This window comes from Streptomyces sp. L2 (assembly GCF_004124325.1).
Classification (GTDB): Bacteria; Actinomycetota; Actinomycetes; order Streptomycetales; family Streptomycetaceae; genus Streptomyces.
The window spans coordinates 739,681-763,338 of the sequence record NZ_QBDT01000001.1 but is presented as its reverse complement, the minus strand read 5'-3'; the positions used below and the strand labels follow the sequence as shown (position 1 = coordinate 763,338).

The 23,658-nt window shown below is 72.0% G+C and carries 21 protein-coding genes and 1 riboswitch; of the genes, 18 read left to right on the top strand and 3 right to left on the bottom strand.

What is annotated here, in order from left to right; all coding sequences use genetic code 11:
• Window position 1: 1 nt before the first annotated feature.
• The 13 genes from DBP14_RS03425 to DBP14_RS03365 all read left to right on the top strand — a co-directional run bounded on the left by DBP14_RS03425 (window position 2) and on the right by DBP14_RS03365 (window position 15,992).
• The gene (locus DBP14_RS03425) at window positions 2-886 is read left to right on the top strand and encodes a glycosyltransferase (RefSeq protein ID WP_129305565.1); all 885 of its coding nucleotides are present in this window, start codon (window positions 2-4) and stop codon (window positions 884-886) included.
• A gap of 39 nt (window positions 887-925) precedes the next feature.
• Window positions 926-1,855 (top strand): ABC transporter permease, encoded by a 930-nt coding sequence (locus tag DBP14_RS03420; protein ID WP_129305564.1) that lies wholly within the window; start codon window positions 926-928, stop codon window positions 1,853-1,855.
• Window positions 1,848-2,627, top strand: coding sequence for an ABC transporter ATP-binding protein (locus tag DBP14_RS03415; RefSeq protein WP_129305563.1), 780 nt, complete (start codon window positions 1,848-1,850; stop codon window positions 2,625-2,627). Before DBP14_RS03420 ends, DBP14_RS03415 begins: the two co-directional genes overlap by 8 nt.
• Before the next feature lie 330 nt (window positions 2,628-2,957).
• Complete coding sequence (gene hpnC, locus DBP14_RS03410; protein WP_129305562.1) at window positions 2,958-3,884, top strand: squalene synthase HpnC; 927 nt, start codon at window positions 2,958-2,960, stop codon at window positions 3,882-3,884.
• Entirely contained in the window at window positions 3,881-4,831 is a 951-nt protein-coding gene (gene hpnD, locus DBP14_RS03405) for a presqualene diphosphate synthase HpnD (protein ID WP_129305561.1), read from the top strand. Before hpnC ends, hpnD begins: the two co-directional genes overlap by 4 nt.
• Before the next feature lie 136 nt (window positions 4,832-4,967).
• On the top strand, window positions 4,968-6,395 hold the full coding sequence (gene hpnE, locus DBP14_RS03400; RefSeq protein WP_129305560.1) for a hydroxysqualene dehydroxylase HpnE: 1,428 nt from the start codon (window positions 4,968-4,970) through the stop codon (window positions 6,393-6,395).
• Window positions 6,395-7,528, top strand: coding sequence for a polyprenyl synthetase family protein (locus DBP14_RS03395; protein ID WP_129305559.1), 1,134 nt, complete (start codon window positions 6,395-6,397; stop codon window positions 7,526-7,528). The genes hpnE and DBP14_RS03395 overlap by 1 nt, the downstream gene beginning before the upstream one ends.
• Window positions 7,529-7,644: 116 nt before the next feature.
• Entirely contained in the window at window positions 7,645-9,798 is a 2,154-nt protein-coding gene (gene shc, locus DBP14_RS03390; RefSeq protein ID WP_241740788.1) for a squalene--hopene cyclase, read from the top strand.
• A gap of 1 nt (window position 9,799) precedes the next feature.
• Window positions 9,800-10,495, top strand: coding sequence for a 1-hydroxy-2-methyl-2-butenyl 4-diphosphate reductase (locus DBP14_RS03385; protein WP_129305558.1), 696 nt, complete (start codon window positions 9,800-9,802; stop codon window positions 10,493-10,495).
• 5 nt (window positions 10,496-10,500) lie between these two features.
• On the top strand, window positions 10,501-11,523 hold the full coding sequence (hpnH, locus tag DBP14_RS03380) for an adenosyl-hopene transferase HpnH (RefSeq protein ID WP_129305557.1): 1,023 nt from the start codon (window positions 10,501-10,503) through the stop codon (window positions 11,521-11,523).
• Window positions 11,524-11,527: 4 nt separating this feature from the next.
• A complete protein-coding gene (gene ispG / locus DBP14_RS03375; RefSeq protein ID WP_129305556.1) occupies window positions 11,528-12,643 on the top strand; it encodes a flavodoxin-dependent (E)-4-hydroxy-3-methylbut-2-enyl-diphosphate synthase in 1,116 nt (371 codons plus the stop codon).
• A 47-nt stretch (window positions 12,644-12,690) separates the two neighbouring features.
• Window positions 12,691-14,610, top strand: coding sequence for a 1-deoxy-D-xylulose-5-phosphate synthase (gene dxs, locus DBP14_RS03370; protein ID WP_129305555.1), 1,920 nt, complete (start codon window positions 12,691-12,693; stop codon window positions 14,608-14,610).
• Window positions 14,607-15,992 carry an aspartate aminotransferase family protein gene (locus DBP14_RS03365; protein ID WP_129305554.1) on the top strand — a complete coding sequence of 462 codons (1,386 nt, stop codon included), beginning with the start codon at window positions 14,607-14,609 and terminating at the stop codon, window positions 15,990-15,992. Before dxs ends, DBP14_RS03365 begins: the two co-directional genes overlap by 4 nt.
• Window positions 15,993-16,064: 72 nt before the next feature.
• On the opposite strand, the gene DBP14_RS03360 is transcribed toward DBP14_RS03365, so the two are convergent.
• The gene (locus DBP14_RS03360; protein WP_129305553.1) at window positions 16,065-16,355 is read right to left on the bottom strand and encodes a hypothetical protein; all 291 of its coding nucleotides are present in this window, start codon (window positions 16,353-16,355) and stop codon (window positions 16,065-16,067) included.
• A gap of 135 nt (window positions 16,356-16,490) precedes the next feature.
• Here DBP14_RS03360 and DBP14_RS03355 point away from each other — a divergent pair, with 135 nt between their 5' ends.
• The gene (locus DBP14_RS03355) at window positions 16,491-17,114 is read left to right on the top strand and encodes an XRE family transcriptional regulator (RefSeq protein ID WP_129305552.1); all 624 of its coding nucleotides are present in this window, start codon (window positions 16,491-16,493) and stop codon (window positions 17,112-17,114) included.
• Window positions 17,111-17,233, top strand: a complete 123-nt coding sequence (locus DBP14_RS03350) for a DUF6126 family protein (protein ID WP_129305551.1) — start codon at window positions 17,111-17,113, stop codon at window positions 17,231-17,233. Before DBP14_RS03355 ends, DBP14_RS03350 begins: the two co-directional genes overlap by 4 nt.
• A gap of 16 nt (window positions 17,234-17,249) precedes the next feature.
• On the opposite strand, the gene DBP14_RS03345 is transcribed toward DBP14_RS03350, so the two are convergent.
• Window positions 17,250-18,047 (bottom strand): tyrosine-protein phosphatase, encoded by a 798-nt coding sequence (locus DBP14_RS03345; RefSeq protein WP_164992245.1) that lies wholly within the window; start codon window positions 18,045-18,047, stop codon window positions 17,250-17,252.
• Between the two features lie 187 nt (window positions 18,048-18,234).
• Here DBP14_RS03345 and DBP14_RS03340 point away from each other — a divergent pair, with 187 nt between their 5' ends.
• The 3 genes from DBP14_RS03340 to DBP14_RS03330 all read left to right on the top strand — a co-directional run bounded on the left by DBP14_RS03340 (window position 18,235) and on the right by DBP14_RS03330 (window position 22,660).
• On the top strand, window positions 18,235-20,307 hold the full coding sequence (locus DBP14_RS03340) for an alpha-galactosidase (protein ID WP_129311651.1): 2,073 nt from the start codon (window positions 18,235-18,237) through the stop codon (window positions 20,305-20,307).
• A 272-nt stretch (window positions 20,308-20,579) separates the two neighbouring features.
• Window positions 20,580-20,776, top strand: a riboswitch (cyclic di-AMP (ydaO/yuaA leader).
• Window positions 20,777-20,780: 4 nt separating this feature from the next.
• Entirely contained in the window at window positions 20,781-21,686 is a 906-nt protein-coding gene (locus tag DBP14_RS03335; RefSeq protein WP_129305549.1) for a LysM peptidoglycan-binding domain-containing M23 family metallopeptidase, read from the top strand.
• Window positions 21,687-21,832: 146 nt separating this feature from the next.
• On the top strand, window positions 21,833-22,660 hold the full coding sequence (locus DBP14_RS03330) for an SGNH/GDSL hydrolase family protein (protein WP_241740787.1): 828 nt from the start codon (window positions 21,833-21,835) through the stop codon (window positions 22,658-22,660).
• 301 nt (window positions 22,661-22,961) lie between these two features.
• On the opposite strand, the gene DBP14_RS03325 is transcribed toward DBP14_RS03330, so the two are convergent.
• A complete protein-coding gene (locus DBP14_RS03325; RefSeq protein WP_129305548.1) occupies window positions 22,962-23,573 on the bottom strand; it encodes a TetR/AcrR family transcriptional regulator in 612 nt (203 codons plus the stop codon).
• Window positions 23,574-23,658 lie beyond the last annotated feature (85 nt).

The window sequence follows — 23,658 nt, the reverse complement described above, 5'->3', positions numbered from 1 at the left end:
GATGGCTTCCGGCCTCAAAGTCGGCGCGGTGATCATCACCATGGGCAACCGCCCCGACGAACTGCGCGCCCTGATCGACTCGGTCGCCCGGCAGAAGGGCGACCCGGTCGAGGTCGTCGTCGTCGGCAACGGCTCGCCCGTCCCGGACGTCCCCGCGGGCGTGCGGACCGTCGAACTGCCCGAGAACCTGGGCATCCCCGGCGGGCGCAACGTCGGCATCGAGGCCTTCGGGCCCGGCGGCGAGGACGTCGACGTCCTGCTCTTCCTCGACGACGACGGGCTGCTCGCCCAGGACGACACCGCCGAACTGTGCCGGGAGGCCTTCGCCGCGGACCCGAAGCTCGGCATCGTCAGCTTCCGCATCGCCGACCCGGAGACCGGTGTCACCCAGCGGCGGCACGTGCCGCGGCTGCGTGCCTCCGACCCGATGCGCTCCTCCCGGGTCACCACCTTCCTCGGCGGTGCCAACGCGGTGCGCACCCGGGTCTTCGCCGAGGTCGGCGGCCTGCCGGACGAGTTCTTCTACGCCCACGAGGAGACCGACCTGGCGTGGCGGGCCCTGGACGCGGGCTGGCTGATCGACTACCGGTCCGACATGGTGCTGTTCCACCCGACGACCGCTCCGTCCCGGCACGCGGTCTACCACCGCATGGTCGCCCGCAACCGGGTCTGGCTCGCCCGCCGCAACCTGCCCGCGCCGCTGGTCCCGGTCTACCTCGGGGTGTGGCTGCTGCTCACGCTGGCGCGCCGCCCCTCCGGAGCGGCCCTGAAGGCCTGGTTCGGCGGTTTCCGGGAGGGCTGGACCAGCCCCTGCGGTCCCCGCCGGCCCATGCGGTGGCGTACGGTGTGGCGGCTGACCCGACTGGGCCGGCCCCCCATCATCTGACAAGCTCGAAGACGAACTCGAGGACGAAAGTTTCCACCTGTGAGTGAGAGAACCCATGACGGAGGCGTCGCGGTGAGCGCGGCCCCGTCGCCCGACGAGGGACTGACGGCGGCACGGCTCGCCGACAAGTACGGGCTCGCCGTGAGCGGCGCCCGGCCCTCGCTCGGCGAGTACGTCCGGCAGCTGTGGGGACGGCGCCACTTCATCCTCGCCTTCTCCCAGGCGAAGCTGACGGCCCAGTACAGCCAGGCGAAGCTCGGCCAGGTGTGGCAGGTCGCGACCCCGCTGCTGAACGCGGCCGTGTACTACCTCATCTTCGGCCTGATCCTCAAGGCCAGCCGGGGCATGTCCCACGACGTGTACATCCCGTTCCTGGTCACCGGCGTCTTCGTGTTCACGTTCACGCAGAGCTCGGTGCTGTCGGGCGTCCGCGCGATCTCCGGCAACCTCGGCCTGGTCCGCGCCCTGCACTTCCCGCGCGCGGCGCTGCCGGTCTCCTTCGCGCTCCAGCAGCTCCAGCAGCTGCTGTTCTCGATGATCGTGCTGTTCATCGTGGCGGTCGGCTTCGGCAGCTACCCGAGCCTGTCCTGGCTGCTGATCATCCCCGCGCTGGCGCTGCAGTTCCTGTTCAACACGGGACTCGCGCTGATCGTGGCCCGCGCGGGCGCCAAGACCCCGGACCTCGCGCAGCTGATGCCGTTCATCCTGCGCACCTGGATGTACGCGTCCGGCGTCATGTTCTCCATCACCACGATGCTGGCGGGCCGCCCCGAGTGGATCGCGCGGGCGCTCCAGGCCAACCCGGCCGCCGTCTACATGGACCTGATCCGCTACGCGCTGATCGACGGCTACGGCGCCTCGAACCTGCCGCCGCACGTGTGGGCGCTCGCCCTGTTCTGGGCCGTGGCCGTGTTCGCCGGCGGCTTCGTGTACTTCTGGAAGGCGGAGGAGAGGTACGGCCGTGGCTGAGCAGAACATCCAGGACCGGCGTCCGACCGTCATCGCGGACGAACTGCACATCGTCTACCGGGTCAACGGGGCCAAGACCGGCAAGGGCAGCGCGACCGCCGCGCTCAGCCGGATAATCAGGCGTGGCGAGGAGCGCGGCGTGCGCAAGGTGCACGCCGTCAAGGGCGTCTCCTTCGTCGCCTACCGGGGGGAGGCCATCGGCCTCATCGGCTCCAACGGCTCCGGCAAGTCGACGCTGCTGCGCGCCATCGCCGGGCTGCTGCCCGCCGAGCGGGGCAAGGTCTACACCGACGGCCAGCCCTCCCTGCTGGGCGTCAACGCGGCCCTGATGAACGACCTCACCGGTGAGCGGAACGTCATCCTGGGCGGCCTCGCCATGGGCATGTCCCGGGAGGAGGTCAAGGAGCGCTACCAGGGCATCGTCGACTTCTCCGGCATCAACGAGAAGGGCGACTTCATCACCCTGCCGATGCGGACGTACTCCTCCGGCATGGCGGCCCGGCTGCGGTTCTCCATCGCCGCGGCCAAGGACCACGACGTCCTGATGATCGACGAGGCGCTCGCCACCGGTGACCGCGCCTTCCAGAAGCGCTCCGAGGAGCGGATCCGCGAGCTGCGCAAGGAGGCCGGCACGGTCTTCCTGGTCAGCCACAACAACAAGTCCATCCGCGACACCTGCAACCGGGTGCTGTGGCTGGAGCGCGGTGAGCTGCGCATGGACGGCCCCACCGAAGAGGTCCTCAAGGAGTACGAGAAGTTCACCGGCAAGTAACCCGTTTGGCCCAGGGCCCCGCCGGAACCCGTCCGGCGGGGCCCGAGTCTGCAAAGGAAGCGTCAACTCCGGTCAGGCTCAGGAATCTTGACACCAATCGGTGTGTTGTTGTGATGTGCAGGACACCCCCGACGGGCCACGCCGCGTTGTACAACGTAAGCTGTACCGGTCCCGGAAAGCGGCAAGTGGGGCGATAATGCGCGACACCCTCCGCCGGTGCGGCCCCACGGACGGCCGGGCGGCGTGTCCGAAATAGTGTGTATTGGGTCGGCAGTGTAGAACGGGAGATGTGACGGCAATGGCTACGGAAACTCCCCAGCTCAACGCAGCATGTGCCGTCCCCTTCCCGGGCAGCGAGCGGTGACCGGCGGCGACACGGCGCCCGGCCCGGAGCGCGCCACCCTCGACAAGGCCGCGAGCGAGAACTTCCCCGTGGCCCCCTTCTTCCTGCCCCGGGCGTGGCGCGAGGACCTGATGGCCGTGTACGGCTTCGCCCGTCTCGTCGACGACATCGGCGACGGCGACCTCGCCCCCGGCGGCGCCGACGCCCGCATCCTCGGCGTGTCGGCCACCGAGGCCGAGGACCGCATGGTCCTCCTCGACGCCTTCGAGACCGACCTGCGCCGCGTCTTCGACGGCCGCCCGCACCACCCGCTGCTGCGCCGCCTGCAGCCCACCGTCCGCCGCCGCGCGCTCACCCCCGAACCGTTCCTCGGCCTGATCGCGGCCAACCGCCAGGACCAGCTCGTCACCCGGTACGAGACCTACGACGACCTCCTCGCCTACTGCGAGCTGTCCGCCAACCCCGTCGGCCGCCTCGTCCTCGCCGTCACCGGCACCGCCAGCCGCGAGCGGGTCCGGCTGTCCGACGCGGTCTGCACCGCCCTGCAGATCGTCGAGCACCTGCAGGACGTCGCCGAGGACTTCGGCCGCGACCGGATCTACCTGCCCGCCGAGGACATGAAACGCTTTCACGTCCAGGAAGCGGACCTCGCCGCGAAAACCACGGGCGCGTCGGTGCGCGCCCTGGTTGCATACGAAGCCCAACGCGCCCGCGATCTGCTGAATGAAGGCGCCCCCCTGGTGGGTAGCGTCCACGGCAGGTTGAAGCTGCTGCTCGCAGGGTTCGTGGCGGGGGGAAGGGCGGCGATCAGGGCGATCGCCGCCGCCGATTACGACGTACTTCCCGGCCCGCCCGCATCCGGCAGGGTTCAGCTGCTGCGTGAGGTGGGCGTGACCCTGCGAGGAGAGAGGTGATCCGGACCGTGGATCCCGAGCCACACGCGTCCGCACCGGTACTCGCCGCCTACAGCTACTGCGAGACCGTCACCGGGCAGCAGGCCCGCAATTTCGCCTACGGCATCCGGCTGCTGCCGGCGCCCAAGCGGCGCGCCATGTCCGCGCTCTACGCCCTGTCCCGGCGTGTCGACGACATCGGCGACGGCGAGCTGCCCGGCGAGGCAAAGGTCGCGCGCCTGGAGGACACCCGGGCGCTGCTCACCCGGATCCGGGCCGGCGAGGTCGAGGAGGACGACACCGACCCGGTGGCCGTCGCCCTCAGCCACGCCGCAAGCGCCTTCCCGATCCCGCTGGGCGGCCTGGACGAGCTGATCGACGGCGTCCAGATGGACGTGCGCGGCGAGACCTACGAGACCTGGGACGACCTGAAGGTCTACTGCCGCTGCGTGGCCGGGGCCATCGGCCGTCTCTCGCTCGGCGTGTTCGGCACCGAACCCGGCGCGCGCGGCGCCGAACGCGCGTCCGAGTACGCCGACACCCTCGGTCTCGCGCTGCAGCTGACCAACATCCTCCGGGACGTCCGCGAGGACGCCGAGGGCGGCCGCACCTACCTGCCCGCCGACGACCTCGCCAAGTTCGGCTGCTCCGCCGGGTTCGACGGGCCCACGCCACCCGAGGGCTCGGACTTCGCGGGCCTCGTGCACTTCGAAGTCCGCCGGGCCCGCGCCCTGTTCGCCGAGGGCTACCGGCTGCTGCCCATGCTCGACCGGCGCAGCGGCGCCTGCGTCGCCGCCATGGCCGGCATCTACCGCCGGCTGCTGGACCGCATCGAGCGCGCGCCGGAGGCCGTGCTGCGCGGCCGCGTCTCGCTGCCCGGACGCGAGAAGGCCTACGTCGCCGTACGCGGCCTGTCCGGCCTGGACACCCGGCACGTGACCCGACGCACCGTCAGGAGGCGCGCCTGATGGACCCCGTGGCCCCGGTGTCCGCCACCGCTGTATTCCATGACGCAACCCTCCGCTGCGGCGTGGCGTCCCTGACTGCGACGGCCGGACGTGCACGGTGCAACCAGCACAGCCGGCACGCACGGAAGGACGCACGATGAGCGACGGCTCGCGCCCGGCGGGGGCGCACGCTGACACACCCGGACCGGCAGGCCGCAGCGCCGTCGTGATCGGCGGCGGACTCGCCGGCATCACCGCCGCGCTCGCCCTCGCCGACGCCGGCGTCCGCGTCACCCTGCTCGAAGGCAGGCCCAGATTGGGCGGCCTCGCCTTCTCCTTCCAGCGCGGCGACCTGACCGTCGACAACGGCCAGCACGTGTACCTGCGCTGCTGCACCGCCTACCGCTGGTTCCTCGACCGGATCGAGGGCGCGGCGCTGGCACCGCTGCAGGACCGCCTGGACGTGCCCGTCGTCGACCTCGCCAAGCCCGAGGGCCGACGGCTCGGCCGGCTGCGGCGCGACCCGCTGCCCGTCCCCCTCCACCTGGGGCGCAGCCTGGCCACCTACCCGCACCTCTCGCTCGCCGAGCGCGCCGCCGTCGGGCGTGCCGCGCTCGCGCTCAAGGGGCTCGACCTCGCCGACCCGGCGCTGGACACCCAGGACTTCGGCGGCTGGCTGGCCGCGCACGGCCAGTCGGCGCGCGCCGTCGAGGCCCTGTGGGACCTGGTCGGGGTCGCCACCCTCAACGCGGTCGCGGGCGACGCCTCGCTGGGGCTCGCCGCGATGGTGTTCAAGACCGGTCTGCTGTCCGAGCCGGGCGCGGCCGACATCGGCTGGGCCCACGTCCCGCTGGGCGAACTGCACGACCGGCTGGCCCGCAAGGCGCTCGACTCCGCGGGTGTGCGCACCGAGGTCCGTACACGCGTCACCTCCATCTCCCCTTACGAGAACGGCGGGTGGAGCGTTCAGGTTCCCGGCGAGACGCTCACCGCCGACACCGTCGTCCTCGCCGTGCCCCAGCGCGAGGCCCACGACCTGCTGCCGCCCGGCGCCCTCGACGCCCCCGAACGGCTCCTCGGGATCGGCACCGCCCCGATCCTCAACCTCCACGTCGTGTACGACCGCACGGTGCTCGCCCGGCCCTTCTTCGCGGCCCTCGGCACCCCCGTGCAGTGGGTGTTCGACCGCACCGCCGCGTCCGGGCTGCGCACCGGCCAGTACCTGGCGGTGTCCCAGTCCGCCGCCCAGGACGAGATCGACACGCCGGTCGCCGTCCTGCGCGAGCGCTACCTGCCGGAGTTGGAACGGCTGGTTCCGGGTACCCGCCGCGCCGTGGTGCAGGACTTCTTCGTGACCCGGGAGCGTACGGCGACGTTCGCGCCCACCCCCGGCGTCGGCCGGCTGCGGCCCGGCGCCCGCACCAAGGCCCCCGGCCTGTACCTGGCCGGAGCGTGGACCGCCACAGGGTGGCCCGCGACCATGGAGAGTGCGGTCCGCAGCGGAGTCAGCGCGGCCGACGCCGCGCTGCGCACCCTGGGCCGGCCCCGCCCCAGCCACCTCTTCGCGTTCGAGGAGGCGGCCTGATGCTCGATCAGGACGGCCCGGCGGCAGGCCCTCGCACCTCCGGTACCGCAACAAGAGGAGACACTGTGCCCACTGTGCCCCCGGCCCCGACAGCCGCCGACGCGGTGGACGTGACCGCGCTGCTGGAGCGCGGCCGGACGCTGGCCACCCCGGTCCTGCGGGCGGCCGTGGACCGCCTGGCGCCTCCCATGGACACCGTCGCCGCCTACCACTTCGGCTGGATCGACGCGGCCGGCAACCCCGCCGACGGCGACGGCGGCAAGGCCGTCCGCCCCGCCCTCGCCGTGCTCTCCGCCGAGGTCACCGGCGCCATGCCGGAGACCGGCGTCCCCGGCGCGGTCGCCGTCGAACTGGTCCACAACTTCTCCCTGCTGCACGACGACCTGATGGACGGCGACGAGCAGCGCCGGCACCGCGACACCGTCTGGAAGGTGCACGGACCCGCCCAGGCCATCCTGGTCGGCGACGCCCTGTTCGCCCTCGCCAACGAGGTCCTCCTCGAACTCGGCTCGGTCGAGGCCGGCCGCGCCACCCGCCGGCTGACCACCGCCACACGCGCCCTGATCGACGGTCAGGCGCAGGACATCTCCTACGAGCACCGCGACCGGGTCAGCGTCGAGGAGTGCCTGGAGATGGAGGGCAACAAGACCGGCGCGCTCCTCGCGTGCGCCTCCTCGATCGGCGCGGTCCTCGGCGGCGCCGACGACCGCACGGCCGACACCCTGGAGCGGTACGGCTACCACCTGGGCCTGGCCTTCCAGGCCGTCGACGACCTCCTCGGCATCTGGGGCGACCCGGACGCCACCGGCAAGCAGACCTGGAGCGACCTGCGCCAGCGCAAGAAGTCCCTGCCGGTGGTGGCCGCGCTCGCGGCGGGCGGCGACGCCTCGGAGCGGCTCGGCGAGATCCTCGCCGCCGACGCCAAGGCCAGCGACTTCGAGAACTTCTCGGAGGAGGAGTTCGCGGCCCGCGCCGCCCTCATCGAGGAGGCGGGCGGTCGCGAGTGGACGGCCCAGGAGGCGCGCCGTCAGCACGCCATCGCCATCGAAGCCCTCGACGCCGTCGACATGCCCGACCGGGTGCGGGCCGCGTTCACGGCACTCGCCGACTTCGTCGTCGTACGAAAGAGATGATCACTATCGGTCAATAGTCCTCGCGTAGTCGCCGGCCGGTGCGGCGAGCAGCCAGCGCACCGGCCGACGGCGGACCCACAGCAGCACGACTCGCACGACTGCACGAAGGGGAAGCCATGACAGCGACGACCGACGGAAGCACCGGGGCGACGTTGCCGCCCCGCGCTGCCGCGGCCAGCGACACCGACCTCACCACCCCCGCGGCGGCCGGGGTACACCAAGCCGCCGAACTCGCCGCCCGCCGGGCCACCGACTTCCTGCTCTCCCGGCAGGACGCCCAGGGCTGGTGGAAGGGCGACCTGGAGACGAACGTCACCATGGATGCCGAGGACCTGCTGCTCCGCCAGTTCCTCGGCATCCGCGACGAGGCGACGACCCGTGCCGCCGCCCTGTTCATCCGGGGCGAGCAGCGCGAGGACGGCACCTGGGCGACCTTCTACGGCGGCCCCGGCGAACTGTCCGCCACCATCGAGGCCTACGTCGCCCTGCGGCTGGCCGGCGACGCGCCCGACACGCCGCACATGGCCCGCGCCTCCGCCTGGGTCCGCGAGCGCGGCGGCATCGCCTCCGCCCGCGTCTTCACCCGGATCTGGCTGGCCCTGTTCGGCTGGTGGAAGTGGGAGGACCTGCCCGAACTCCCGCCGGAACTGATCTGGTTCCCGAGCTGGATGCCGCTCAACATCTACGACTTCGGGTGCTGGGCGCGGCAGACCATCGTGCCGCTCACGATCGTCTCGGCCAAGCGCCCGGTCCGCCCCGCCCCGTTCGCGCTGGACGAGCTGCACACCGACCCGGCCCGGCCCAACCCGGTCCGCCCGCTGGCGCCCGTGGCGAGCTGGGACGGCGCGTTCCAGCGGCTGGACAAGGCGCTGCACCGGCTCCGCAAGGTCGCCCCGCGCCGGCTGCGCCGGGCCGCGATGAACACCGCCGCCCGCTGGATCATCGAGCGGCAGGAGAACGACGGCTGCTGGGGCGGCATCCAGCCGCCGGCCGTGTACTCGGTCATCGCCCTGCACCTGATGGGCTACGACCTCCAGCACCCGGTGATGCGCGAGGGCCTCGCCTCGCTGGACCGGTTCGCGGTCTGGCGCGAGGACGGCGCCCGGATGATCGAGGCGTGCCAGTCGCCGGTGTGGGACACCTGCCTCGCCACCATCGCCCTGGCCGACGCGGGCCTGCCCGCCGACCACCCGCAACTGGTCAAGGCCGCCGACTGGATGCTCGGCGAGGAGATCGTCCGGCCCGGCGACTGGGCCGTGAAGCGGCCCCAACTCCCGCCGGGCGGCTGGGCGTTCGAGTTCCACAACGACAACTACCCGGACATCGACGACACCGCCGAGGTCGCCCTCGCCCTGCGCCGGGTCCGCCACCACGACCCGGAGCGGATGGACCACGCCATCGGGCGCGCGGTGCGCTGGAACCTCGGGATGCAGTCGAAGAACGGCGCGTGGGGCGCCTTCGACGTCGACAACACCAGCCCGTTCCCGAACCGGCTGCCGTTCTGCGACTTCGGCGAGGTCATCGACCCGCCGTCCGCCGACGTCACCGCGCACGTCGTGGAGATGCTCGCCGCCGAGGGCCTCGCCCACGACCCGCGCACCCGGCGCGGCATCGGGTGGCTGCTCGCCGAACAGGAGCAGGACGGCTCCTGGTTCGGCCGCTGGGGCGTCAACTACGTCTACGGCACCGGCTCCGTCGTCCCCGCGCTGACCGCGGCGGGCCTGCCGGGCTCGCACCCCGCGATCCGCCGGGCGGTCGCCTGGCTGGAGAAGGTCCAGAACGAGGACGGCGGCTGGGGCGAGGACCTGCGCTCCTACAAGTACGTCAAGGAGTGGAGCGGCCGCGGCGCCTCCACCGCCTCGCAGACCGCCTGGGCGCTGATGGCGCTGCTCGCGGCGGGGGAGCGGGAGTCCGGGGCCGTCGAGCGCGGCATCGCGTGGCTCGCCGGCACCCAGCGCGAGGACGGCTCCTGGGACGAGCCGTACTTCACCGGGACCGGCTTCCCCTGGGACTTCTCCATCAACTACCACCTCTACCGCCAGGTCTTCCCGCTCACCGCCCTCGGCCGGTACCTGCACGGCGATCCCTTCGAGCGACCGCCGCTCGCCCAGGCCAGGAAGCCGCGCCGGGAGACGCCGAAACAGCCCACCGAGGCGGGCCCGCGCACCGCGGCCGGTCCGCTCACCGAGGCCACCCCGCTCACCCAGGCCACCCCGCTCACCGAGGGCGGCGAATCCCTCCGGGCCGGCGCCGAGGTCAAGGGGACCTGACATGAGTGCCCAGCCCGCCCCGGTCCCGCTGCTGATCGCCTGCGCGCTCGGCATCGAGCACCTCGCGCTGCGCACCGGCGACCGCGGCGCCCGGCGCAGGGCCACCGGCCGTACGCGCCCCGGCGGCGAACCGGGCACCCAGGGCGCGTCCGGGCCGGTGACCTTCGTGCGGACCGGGATGGGCCCCCGGGCGGCGGAACGGTCCGTCACCCGGCTGCTCGCCGAGCCGGCCCTGGCCGACGCGGCCGTGCTGGCCACCGGGTTCTGTGCCGGGCTCGCCCCCGGCATGCACCCCGGCGACCTGGTCGTCGCCGAGGAGACCCGCGACCCGCGCGGCAGCGTCCCCTGCGTGGGCACCGACCTGCTGGTCAAGGAACTCGTCCGTACCCTGCCCGGCCGCACCGTCCACACCGGCCCGGTCACCGGCTCCGACCACGTCGTCCGCGGCCACGAGCGCGCCGACCTGCTCGGAACCGGCGCGATCGCCGTCGACATGGAGTCGGCGGCCACGCTGCTGGGCGCCGTCCGGGCGGGCGAGCGCCCGGTTGCGGCCGTCCGGGTGGTCGTGGACGCTCCAGAACACGAACTCGTCCGGATCGGCACGGTGCGCGGTGGAATATCGGCTTTCCGCGTTCTTCGCTCGGTCCTTCCCGCTTTTTTCGAATGGCACCGTTCTTTGTTGCTCCCTCGGAGGTGAGCCAGATGGCCATGCCGTTGCGTCAGTCCATCAAGGTCGCTACATACCTGGCCGAACAGAAGCTGCGCAGGCGCGACAAGTTCCCGCTCATCGTCGAGCTGGAACCGCTGTTCGCCTGCAACCTCAAATGCGAGGGCTGTGGCAAGATCCAGCACCCGGCCGGGGTGCTCAAGCAGCGCATGCCGGTTGCCCAGGCCGTGGGCGCGGTGCTGGAGTCCGGTGCGCCGATGGTGTCCATCGCCGGTGGCGAACCGTTGATGCACCCGCAGATCGACGAGATCGTGCGGCAGTTGGTGGCCAAGAAGAAGTACGTCTTCCTGTGCACCAACGCCATGCTGCTGCGCAAGAAGATGGACAACTTCACACCGTCGCCCTACTTCGCGTTCGCGGTGCACATCGACGGGCTGCGTGAGCGGCACGACGAGTCCGTGGCGAAGGAAGGGGTGTTCGACGAGGCGGTGGAGGCCATCAAGGAGGCCAAGCGGCGCGGCTTCCGGGTGACCACCAACTCCACCTTCTTCAACACCGATACCCCGCAGACCGTCGTCGAGGTCCTCAACTTCCTCAACGACGACCTGAAGGTCGACGAGATGATGATCTCGCCCGCCTACGCCTACGAGAAGGCCCCCGACCAGGAGCACTTCCTCGGCGTGACGCAGACCCGCGAGCTGTTCAAGAAGGCCTTCGCGGGCGGCAACCGGCGCAAGTGGCGGCTCAACCACTCCCCGCTGTTCCTGGACTTCCTGGAGGGCAAGGTCGACTTCCCGTGCACCGCGTGGGCGATCCCCAACTACTCCCTCTTCGGCTGGCAGCGCCCCTGCTACCTGATGAGCGACGGCTACGTGCCGACGTACCGCGAACTCATCGAGGAGACCGACTGGGACAAGTACGGGCGTGGCAAGGACCCGCGCTGCGCCAACTGCATGGCGCACTGCGGCTACGAGCCGACCGCCGTCCTCGCCACCATGGGCTCCCTGAAGGAGTCGCTGCGGGCCATGCGCGAGACCGTCTCCGGGAACCGGGAGTGACGCCGTGACGGCCGTGCCGCTGGGCCTGCCCGAGGTGCCGGCCCGGCCCGTCGCGCACCGCCGCCCGTCCCGGCGGATCCAGGTCGGGTCCGTGGCGGTCGGCGGGGACGCGCCGGTGTCGGTGCAGTCGATGACGACGACGCGGACGTCGGACGTGGGTGCGACGTTGCAGCAGATTGCGGAGCTGACGGCGTCGGGCTGCCAGATCGTGCGCGTGGCGTGTCCGACGCAGGACGACGCGGACGCGCTGGCGACGATCGCCCGCAAGTCGCAGATCCCGGTGATCGCGGACATCCATTTCCAGCCGAAGTACGTGTTCGCGGCGATCGAGGCCGACTGCGCCGCGGTCCGTGTGAACCCGGGCAACATCAAGCAGTTCGACGACAAGGTCAAGGAGATCGCGCGGGCCGCGAAGGACCACGGCACCCCGATCCGCATCGGCGTGAACGCGGGTTCCCTGGACCGCCGTCTGCTGGAGAAGTACGGCAAGGCGACGCCGGAGGCGCTGGTGGAGTCGGCGCTGTGGGAGGCGTCCCTCTTCGAGGAGCACGACTTCCGGGACATCAAGATCTCCGTGAAGCACAACGACCCGGTCGTGATGATCGAGGCGTACCGCCAGCTCGCCGAGCAGTGCGACTACCCCCTCCACCTCGGCGTCACCGAGGCCGGCCCCGCCTTCCAGGGCACGATCAAGTCCGCGGTGGCCTTCGGCGCGCTGCTCTCCCAGGGCATCGGCGACACCATCCGCGTCTCCCTCTCCGCCCCGCCCGTCGAAGAGGTCAAGGTCGGCATCCAGATCCTGGAGTCGCTGAATCTGCGGCAGCGAGGTCTGGAGATCGTCTCCTGCCCCTCCTGCGGCCGCGCCCAGGTCGACGTCTACAAGCTCGCCGAGGAGGTCACCGCGGGCCTTACCGGCATGGACGTCCCCCTGCGCGTCGCGGTGATGGGCTGTGTCGTCAACGGCCCCGGTGAGGCCCGCGAGGCCGACCTGGGCGTCGCCTCCGGCAACGGCAAGGGCCAGATCTTCGTCAAGGGCGAGGTCATCAAGACCGTCCCCGAGTCCAAGATCGTGGAAACCCTCATCGAAGAGGCCATGAAGCTCGCCGAGCAGACGAGTTGAGGACGAGTTGAGTCCACTATCAGCACGGACCGAGAGGGGGCCCGAGCGTGAGCATTCTGGAGAGCATCCGGGGACCACGCGACCTGAAGGCGCTGTCCGAGGCGGAACTCGGTGAACTGTCGGACGACATACGTGAGTTCCTGGTGCAGGCGGTGTCGCGGACCGGCGGTCACCTGGGGCCCAACCTGGGGGTGGTGGAACTCTCCATCGCGCTCCACCGGGTCTTCGAGTCGCCGGTCGACCGGATCCTGTGGGACACCGGCCACCAGAGCTATGTGCACAAACTGCTGACGGGGCGCCAGGACTTCTCCAAGCTGCGCGGCAAGGGCGGCCTGTCCGGCTACCCCTCCCGCGAGGAGTCCGAGCACGACGTCATCGAGAACAGCCACGCCTCCACCGCGCTCGGCTGGGCCGACGGACTCGCCAAGGCCAACCAGGTGCGGGGGGAGCGCGGCCACGTCGTCGCGGTCATCGGCGACGGCGCGCTGACCGGCGGCATGGCCTGGGAGGCGCTGAACAACATCGCGGCCGCCAAGGACCGCCCGCTGATCATCGTGGTGAACGACAACGAGCGGTCGTACGCCCCCACCATCGGCGGACTCGCCAACCACCTGGCCACCCTGCGCACCACCGACGGCTACGAGAAGGTCCTCGCCTGGGGCAAGGGCGTGCTCCTGCGGACCCCGGTCGTCGGCACCACCGTCTACGAGTCCCTGCACGGCGCGAAGAAGGGCTTCAAGGACGCGTTCGCCCCGCAGGGCATGTTCGAGGACCTCGGCCTGAAGTACGTCGGCCCGATCGACGGCCACGACATCCTCGCCGTCGAGTCCGCGCTGCGCCGCGCCAAACGCTTCCACGGGCCCGTCCTGGTGCACTGCCTCACGCAGAAGGGCCGCGGCTACGAGCCCGCCCTCGCCGACGAGGAGGACCACTTCCACACCGTCGGCGTGATGGACCCGCTCACCTGCGCGCCGCTCGCGCCCGCCAAGGGACCGTCCTGGACGTCGGTGTTCGGCGACGAGATCGTCAGGATCGGCGAGGAACGCGACGACGTCGTGGCGATCACTGCGGCCATGCTCCACCCGGTGGGCCTCGGCCGGTTCGCCGAGCGGTTCCCGGGCCGGGTGTGGGACGTCGGCATCGCCGAGCAGCACGCGGCGGTCTCCGCGGCCGGCCTCGCCACCGGGGGACTGCACCCCGTCGTCGCCGTCTACGCCACCTTCCTCAACCGCGCCTTCGACCAGCTGCTCATGGACGTCGCGCTGCACCGCTGCGGCGTCACCTTCGTCCTGGACCGGGCCGGGGTCACCGGCGTCGACGGGGCCTCCCACAACGGCATGTGGGACATGTCCGTCCTCCAGGTCGTGCCGGGCCTGCGCATCGCCGCCCCGCGCGACGCCACCCAGCTGCGCGCCCAGCTGCGCGAGGCCGTCGCCGTCGACGACGCGCCCACCCTGGTCCGCTTCCCCAAGGAGTCGGTCGGCCCGGACATCCCGGCCGTGGACCACGTCGGCGGCATGGACGTCCTGCACCGCGCCGAGGATCCCGAGGTGCTGCTGGTGGCCGTCGGCGTGATGGCGCCGGTCTGCCTTCAGGCCGCCGACCTGCTGGCGGCGCGCGGCATCGGCTGCACCGTCGTCGACCCGCGCTGGGTCAAGCCGGTCGACCCCGCGCTGCCGGGCCTGGCCGCGGAACACCGGCTGGTGGCGGTCGTCGAGGACAACAGCCGTGCCGCCGGGGTCGGCTCGGCCGTGGCACTCGCCCTCGGCGACGCCGACGTGGACGTGCCGGTACGGCGCTTCGGCATCCCGGACCAGTTCCTCGCCCACGCCAAGCGCGCCGAGGTGCTGGCCGACATCGGGCTCACCCCGGTCGAGGTGGCCGGCCGGATCAGCGCGAGCCTCGCCGTCATGGACGCCGGCCGGGCGGGCGAGCCGAGACTCGAGAACCTGGAGAACAGTCGATGACCACCGAGTTCGACCTCGGCGCACTCCTCGCCGAGCGCGGAGCCGAACGCTACGACCTGCACGCGCGGCACCTGAATCCGCAGCTCCCGCGCATGCTGCACACCATCGGCTTCGACAAGGTCTACGAGCGGGCCGAGGGCGCCCACTTCTTCGACGCGGACGGCAACGACCACCTCGACATGCTCGCCGGGTTCGGCGTGATGGGGCTCGGCCGTCACCACCCGGTCGTCCGCAAGGCGCTGCACGACGTCCTCGACCTCGGCCTCGCCGACCTGACCCGGTTCGACTGCCAGCCGCTGCCCGGCCTGCTCGCCGAGCGGCTGCTCGCGCACAGCCCGCACCTGGACCGGGTGTTCTTCGGCAACAGCGGCACCGAGGCCGTCGAGACCGCCCTGAAGTTCGCCCGGTACGCCACCGGGAAGCCCCGGGTCCTGTACTGCGAGCACGCCTTCCACGGCCTGACCACCGGCTCGCTGTCCGTCAACGGCGAGGACGGCTTCCGGGACGGCTTCGCCCCGCTGCTGCCCGACACCGCCGTCCCCCTCGGCGACCTCGACGCGCTCGCCCGCGAGCTGGGGAAGGGCGACGTGGCGGCCCTCATCGTCGAGCCGATCCAGGGCAAGGGCGTCCACGAGGCCCCGCCCGGCTATCTGCGCGCCGCGCAGGAGCTGCTGCGCCGGCACAAGGCGCTGCTCATCGCCGACGAGGTGCAGACCGGGCTCGGACGCACCGGCGACTTCTACGCCTACCAGCACGAGGACGGCGTCGAACCGGACCTGGTGTGCGTCGCCAAGGCGCTCTCCGGCGGCTATGTCCCGGTCGGCGCCACCCTGGGCACGGATGAGATCTTCAAGAAGGTCTACTCGTCCATGGACCGCGTGCTCGTCCACTCGGCGAGCTTCGGCTCCAACGCCCAGGCTATGGCGTGCGGGCTCGCCGTGCTGTCGGTGATGGAGAACGAGCAGATCGTCGCGGGTGTGCGCAGGACCGGCGAGCTGCTCAAGTCCCGCCTCACCGCGCTGATCGACACCTACGAACTGCTCGCCGACGTCCGCGGCCGGGGCCTCATGATCGGCATCGAGTTCGGGCGGCCCAGCTCACTGAGACTGCGCAGCCGCTGGACCATGCTCCAGGCCGCCCGCAAGGGCCTCTTCGCCCAGATGGTCGTCGTCCCCCTGCTGCAACGGCACCGGATCCTCACCCAGGTCTCCGGCGACCACCTGGAGGTGATCAAGCTCATCCCGCCGCTGATCATCGACGAGGCCGACGTCGACCGGTTCGTGACCGCCTTCACCGCCGTCATGGACGACGCCCACAACGGCGGCACCCTGATGTGGGACTTCGGCAAGACCCTCATCAAACAGGCGGTCGCCAACCGCTGATCCACGTGGCCGTGGGCCCGCGCCCCGTACCGACCCCGTGGGGCGCGGGGCGCGGGTGTTCCGGGACACCGGTCAGTAGTACCCGGACCCGGCGAGCAGGACGACGGGCCAGGCGAAGCCGACCACACCCAGGACGGTCCCGGCGGTGGCCATCCACATCCGGCCGACGCCACGCTGTGCGGAGTAGACGCCCGAGAGGCCGAAGGCGAAGGCGAGCGCCCCGCAGATGAGCATCACGGGGAACAGCCCGAAGAAGAGCCAGGGACACAGGCCCGCCGCGGCCGCGAGGCCCAGTCCGAGCGAGGTGGGGCCGAACAGGGCGGCAGGCGACTCGACTCCGCCCGGTGTGGTGCTTCCTGCCATGAACTCCCCCTTTTGAACGTGTTCAAAATCTGGGGCGGAGCTTAGCAGGCGCTTCGCAGGACGGGACCGGACGGGCGGATTTGCCTCACAGGCAAGAGATTTGCCGATCGGACAAGGCTCGGGCTGAATGGAGGCATGAACGCCTCAGACGCGGGCCGGCCGGAACAGCCAGGCGGCGAGCTGTCCGCCGTAGCCCCGCAGTTGCGTGCCCTGCGGCGGCGCGCCGGCCTCACGCTGGAGGCCGCGGCGCAGGCCGCCGGGCTCTCGCCCGCGCATCTGTCGCGGCTGGAGACCGGCCGGCGGCAGCCCTCGCTGCCGATGCTGCTCGGGCTCGCCCGTATCTACGGTACGACGGTCGCCGAACTGCTCGGTGAGGTGCCCGCCGACCGGGACGCCGTCCTGCGCGCCGCCGACATGGAGCCGATCCGGGCAGGCGGCTGGACCTATCTCCAGGCCGGGGCCCCCGGGCGCGGCATGCAGGCGCTGCGCGTCCAGGTCCCCTACGGCGCCCAGGGGGACGTCGTGCGCGTCCACCCGGGCGAGGAGTGGCTGTACGTCCTCAAGGGCCGGCTGCGGCTGCGCCTCGGTGACAGCGCGCACCTGCTCGCACCCGGCGACAGCGCGCACTTCGACTCACTCACCCCGCACCGCCTCGCCGCCGAGGACCACGACGGCGTCGAGCTGCTGTTCGTCCACACCCTGCTTCAAAGCCCCACGGCAACGCTGTGCCTGGGCCCGCTGACCGGAGAGCTGCCATGAGCGACTTCGAGGAGAAGTTCCCCCGATCCCTGTGGATCCGGCTGATCATCTACATCGCCGTGGGCCATCTCCTGGCCGCGTTCCTGTATCTGCTGTTCGCGGTGGGCGCCAAGAGCTGAGCCGGTCGGCGGGTGCTCAGTCCAGCAGGCGCTCGCGCAGCCGCTCCCTGGTGGGCGCGGTGAGCCCGAGGCCCTGCTCCAGATAGGTCTCGGTCCCGCCCCACCGCTGCTCGATGCTGTCGAAGGCCGCCGCCAGGTACTCGGCGCGCGCCTCGAACAACGGGCTGAGCAGCTCCATCACCTCGGGGGTGTACGCGGTCTCCGCGCTGCCGCTGCGGTGGACCTTGTAGCGGCGGTGCCTGGCGTTGGACTCCAGGTAGTCCGCGACGATCGCGTCCCGCTCCACGCCCACGGCGAGCAGCGTCACGGCTATCGAGATGCCCGCGCGGTCCTTGCCGGCCGCGCAGTGCATCAGCGCGGGCACGCTGTCCTCGGCGAGCGCGTGCAGCACCCGGGAGTGCTCGGCGGTGCGGTCCCTGACGATCTGCCGGTAGGAGGCGATCATCCGGCCGGCCGCCTTGCCGTCGGCGAGGATCCCGCGCAGCTGGTCGAGGTCGCCGTCGCGGACCATCTTCCAGAACTCCGCGCCGTCCGCCGGGTCGCTCAGCGGAAGGTTCACATTGCGCACCCCGGGGAGCGCGACGTCCGGCCCCTCCAGCTTCTGGTCGGCGGCGTTGCGGAAGTCGAAGACCGTGTGCAGGCCCAGCGAGGCGAGGAACGCGGCGTCCTCGGAGGTCGCGTGGGCGAGGTGCCCGCTGCGGAACAGCACGCCGTGGCGCACCCGCCGTCCGTCCCGCGCCGGCAGTCCGCCGACGTCGCGGAAGTTGCGGACTCCGGCCAGCTCGGGCTCGGTCGACGGGACCTGCTGCGTCACGGGGGCTCCTCCCGGTCGGCGCCGCCGGCGCGGCTCGCCGACGGGCACCCGTCGACGATACGACATCGATTTCCTCGGGCAATGAGTTGTCCACAGGCATTGTCAGGGCGTACCTCACACCCGATGATGTTCGGGATTGATCGGCTCTGTTGACACCTGTGAGGTCTTGATGGCGGAGATGGCGGAGATGGCGGAGATCGCCGAGAACGGCCGTACCTGGCTCCTGTCCGGCCCCGGCAGCAGCTATGCCCTCCACCTCGCGGAGGCGGACGAGCTGGTCCACCTGCACTGGGGCCCGCGCATCGCCCTCGCCGACGCCGAGGCCCTGGCGGCGGACCCGCTGCCCGCGTACCGCCCCTTCGAGTCCCCGCTGGACGGCCGCGAGGAGTACCCCGTCGAGGGTGGCCCCCGCTTCACCCGCCCCGCCCTGTCCGTCCGCACCGGTGAGCGGCGCGGCACCGAGTGGTGCTTCGTGTCGTACGAGACGGACGACGACGCGCTGCGACTGCGCTTCGACGACGACGGGCTCGCGATCACCCTGCACTACCGGATGCGCGGCGACGTCGTCGAGCGCTGGGTCACCCTGCACAACGGCGGCCCCGCGCCCGTGGAACTGCTGCGCGCCGACGCCGCCACCTGGACCCTGCCCGACCGCGACGGCTGGCGGCTCTCCCAGCTGCACGGCCGCTGGGCCGCCGAGTCCCTGCTCACCAGCGCGCCCCTCACCTACGGCGAGAAGGTCATCGGCAGCCGCCGCGGCCACACCGGACACCAGCACCTGCCCTGGGTCGCCCTCGACACCGACGCCACCGAGGAGCGCGGCGAGGTCTACGGCTGCGCCCTCGGCTGGTCCGGCTCCTGGCGGATCGCGGTCGCCCAGCTCCCGGACGCGCGCGTGCAGATCACCGGCGGCGCCGGCCACGACGACTCCGGTCTGCTCCTCCTGGAGCCGGGCCGCTCCTACACCACCCCGGTCTTCGCCGGCCTGTGGAGCGACGGCGGCTTCGGCGGGGCCAGCCGCACCTGGCACGCCTACCAGCGCGCGCACGTGATCCCGGACGCGGACCGGGACCGGCCGGTGCTGTTCAACTCCTGGGAAGCCACCTTCTTCGACATCTCCGAGGAGCAGCAGACCGCGCTCGCCCGGCGGGCCGCCGCCATCGGCGTCGAGCTGTTCGTCGTGGACGACGGCTGGTTCGGCGCCCGCACCAGCGACCGGGCCGGACTCGGCGACTGGACGCCCAACCCCGACCGCTTCCCGCACGGCCTGAAGCCCCTCGCCGACCAGGTGCACGGCCTCGGCATGCGGTTCGGCATCTGGGTCGAACCCGAGATGGTCAACCCCGACAGCGATCTCTACCGCGCGCACCCTGACTGGGTGCAGTATCAACCGGGGCGAAAGCGGACGGAATTCCGCAATCAGCTCGTCCTGAACCTGGCCCGCGAGGACGTCCAGGAGTACCTGTGGGAGCAGCTGCACACCCTGCTCTCCAGTGCGCCCGTCGACTATGTGAAGTGGGACTTCAACCGCTGCTTCACCGACGCCGGCTGGCCGGGGGAGCCGTACCCGCAACGCCTGTGGACCGACCACACCCACGCCCTGTACGCCCTGCTGGACCGGCTGCGCGCCGCGCACCCCGAGGTCGCCTTCGAGTCCTGCTCGGGCGGCGGCGGCCGGATCGACCTGGGGGTGCTGAGCCGCACCGACCAGGTGTGGACCTCCGACAACACCGACCCGCTGGACCGGCTCGCCATCCAGCACGGGTTCAGCCAGGTCCACCCCGCCCGGGTCATGGCCGCCTGGGTCACCGACAGCCCGAACAGCCAGCTCAACGGCCGGTTGAGCAGCCTGCGTTACCGCTTCGTCAGCGCCATGGCGGGAGTCCTCGGCGTCGGAGGCGACCTCACCGAGTGGAGCGAGGAGGACCTCGCCGAGGCCCGCGCCTGGGTGGACCTCTACAAGGAGATACGGCCCGTCGTCCAGCACGGCGACCTGTACCGGCTGCGCCCGCCGGCGGGCGGCCTCAGCGCCGTCCAGTACGTCCTCGGCGACGAGACGGTGGTGCTCGCCTGGCTCCAGTCGCAGCGGTACGGCGAACCGGTCCCGGCCCTGCGGCTGCGCGGACTCGACCCGGCCGCGTCGTACGAATGCCGTGAAACGGGCGAAGTGCACCGAGGTGCCGTCCTCCGGCACCACGGTCTGCGGACCGGGCTGCGCGGCGATCTCGATGCGACGGTTCTCCGTCTGTGTCGCATCTGAGTCGTCTGCCCGAATTTTGCGGCTTCGCTCCAACTCGCTACGAAATAGGGGGAGGTGGGTATGGCGTGCGTGAGGAGCGTCATAGTGGTGACCGACCGTCGCACGTCATGCTCACGTAATGTCCGGGCGCCCGGCGGCAATTGAGGCGAGCGAGAGCGCGGACATGCACGCACGGTGACCGCGCTTTCCGGTATCCGATCATCCGAAACGGCGGAGGCGGGAACCGGCTCCTTGTCGCCGTGCGTCCCGCTCGCTTACGTTCGCCACCAATTCCGGACGGAACGCCGAATCCTGCCGCCGTCCGGAGTCCCCACACACATGACCCGTGTACGGCAGGAGCGGGGGACCCACCAGGTACGACTGCCTGTCCCGGTCTCCGCGACAGGCTCGGGGTGAAGCCGCGCACCGCGCGGCCGGGCAGCTCCAGTCCGAACCCGACAGCTCACCTCGCAGGCGCCGGAGAGGAATGCGCCATGCCCGCGAAGGGTAAGCACCGTCGTCCCAAGACCCAGCGTCTGACCCGCTCCATCGCCGTCGCCGGAACCGGCGGCGCCGCCCTCGCCCTGCCGCTCGTCGGGGCCGCCGGAGCCCACGCCGCCACCCCGCAGTCCGGTTCCGCGCACGTCACCCAGGCCCTCCCGGCCGCCAAGGGCACGGCGGTGAAGGCGACCGCCGCGAAGCCGGCGGCCGCGCACCGCGCTCCGGGCGTCCGCACCTACACGGTGAAGTCCGGCGACTGCCTGGCGAAGATAGCCGACGACCACGACGTCCGCGGCGGCTGGCACCGGCTCTACGACGACAACCGGCAGGCCGTCGGCGACGACCCGTCGCTGATCCACCCCGGCCTGAAGCTCACGCTCGGCAAGCGCGCGGCGGCGGCACACCACCCGTCCTCCGACGCGCACTCCGCGACCCCGTCCACCCACCCGTCCAAGCCGCAGACCCCGCCCCCGGCCGCCACCCCCTCCACCGGCTTCACCCTCCCGGTGACCGGCGCCACCATCGGCACCGGCTACCACGTGGCGGGCAGCATGTGGTCCAGCGGTTACCACACCGGCGTCGACTTCGTCGTCCCGACCGGCACCTCCGTCAAGTCCGTCGCCGCCGGCACGGTCGTCTCCGCGGGCTGGGGCGGCGCGTACGGCAACCAGGTCGTCGTCAAGCTGAACGACGGCCACTACGCCCAGTACGCCCACCTCTCCCAGCTCTCCGTGTCCGCCGGGCAGAGCGTGACGGAGGGACAGCAGCTCGGCCTGTCCGGCGCCACCGGCAACGTGACCGGACCGCACCTGCACTTCGAGATCCGGACCACCCCGGACTACGGCTCGGACATCGACCCCGTCGCCTACCTCAGCCGGCACGGAGTCACCGTCGGCTGACCCGGCCGGTCCCGGTGGTCCTGGCCGACCCGGCTGCCCCGGAGTATTCCTGAATGGCAAATGAATAAGCAGTGGGACTTCTCACCGTCCGTCAACCCCCGCCTACGGTCGCGTAAGTCACATCCGAAGGTGAATCATGGTCCGACGTGGCAGACGATTCGAAGAGTGACAACACATCGGTGATCGGGTCGATCGGGTCGTACGTGGCGGTGGGGGACAGCTTCACCGAGGGCGTCGGCGATCCGGGGCCCGACGGGGCGTTCGTCGGCTGGGCCGACCGGTTCGCGGTCCTGCTCGCCGACCGGCGGCCCGAAGGAGACTTCCGGTACAGCAACCTCGCGGTGCGCGGGAAGCTGCTCGACCAGATCGTGGCGGACCAGGTCCCCAAGGCGCTCGAACTCGCCCCGGACCTGGTCTCCTTCTGCGCGGGCGGCAACGACATCATCCGCCCCGGCACCGACCCGGACGAGGTCGCCGAACGCTTCGAGCGGTCGGTGTCCCGGCTGGCCGAGGCGGCGGGCACGGTCCTCGTGACGACCGGTTTCGACACGCGTGGCGTCCCGGTGCTCAAGCACCTGCGGGGCAAGATCGCCACGTACAACGGGCACGTGCGGGCCATCGCCGACCGGTACGGCTGCCCGGTGCTCGACCTGTGGTCCCTGAAGTCCGTGCAGGACCGCCGGGCGTGGGACGACGACCGGCTCCACCTGTCGGCGGAGGGCCACACCCGCGTGGCCCTGCGCGCCGGTCAGGCCCTCGGCCTGGAGATCCCGGCCGACCCCGAGCAGCCCTGGCCGCCCCTGCCGCCCCGGGGCACGCTGGAGGTCCGCCGCGACGACGTGCACTGGGCCCGCGAGTACCTCGTCCCGTGGATCGGCCGCCGGCTGCGGGGCGAGTCCTCCGGCGACCACGTCACGGCGAAGGGCACGCTGTCACCGGACGACATCAAGACGCGGATCGCGTCGGTGGCCTGACACCCCGACGCACCGTGCCCCGCGGCGCCCGACCGGCGCCCCGCGGCGCCCGACCGGCGCCCCGCGGCGCCCGACCGGCGCGCCGCGGGACACGACCGTCACGGGACACGACCGTCACGGGACACGGCCACACGGGGCGCGGACGGCACAGGGCGCGGCCGTCACGGGACACGACCACACGGGGCGCGGACGGCACAGGGCGCGGACGGGACTGAACGCGGCGGGACCGGCCCCCGGCAGCGCCCAGGTCCAGGCGCGCCGCGGGGCATCGGCCGGCCCTCCTCGCGCACACCGCGGGACGTCAGCCCCTCAGGGACTCCTGCTCCAGCCCGAGTTCCCGGGCCAGCGCCGCCTCGCCCCACTCCTGCGCGCGGGTGCGGGGCACGCCGCCCGGATAGGAGGTCAGCTGGACGGCGAGCCCGTCCAGGAGGGCCGTCAGGCGCAGGGCCGTACCCTCGGGATCGGCGCACGCGAACTCGCCCGCGGCGACGCCCTCTGTGATGACGGCGGCGATCGCCGCCTTCCACTGCCGGTCCAGTTCCCGGGTGACCTCGCGCAGAGCCGGCTCGCGCAGTGACACCGCCCAGCCCTCGATCCACAGCCGCCAGCCCTTGGCCGCACCCGACGGCGCGTACCAGCGGACGGCCGACCGCAGCCGGCGCACCGCCGACGTCCGCCGGCCCAGCAGCCCCCGCAGGTGCGCGAGGTCGCCCTCCGCCGCGTGCGCGAACGCGGCGGCGACCAGCTGCTCCTTCGTGGAGAAGTGGTACAGCACCAGCGCGTTGCTCACCCCGAGCGCGGACGCCACGTCGGCGATCCTGAGCGCCGCCACGCCCCGCACCTCGATCTGCTCGACAGCCGCGCGCAGCAGCTCCTCGCGCCGCTCCGCCACGCTCAACCGCACTCTCGCCACGCGGCCACCCTAATCCGTCACCAGTACGACACCGAACGTGTCCGGCCAGTGGCGGGGACACCGGGGGCGGGGCGCCGTCGGTCTG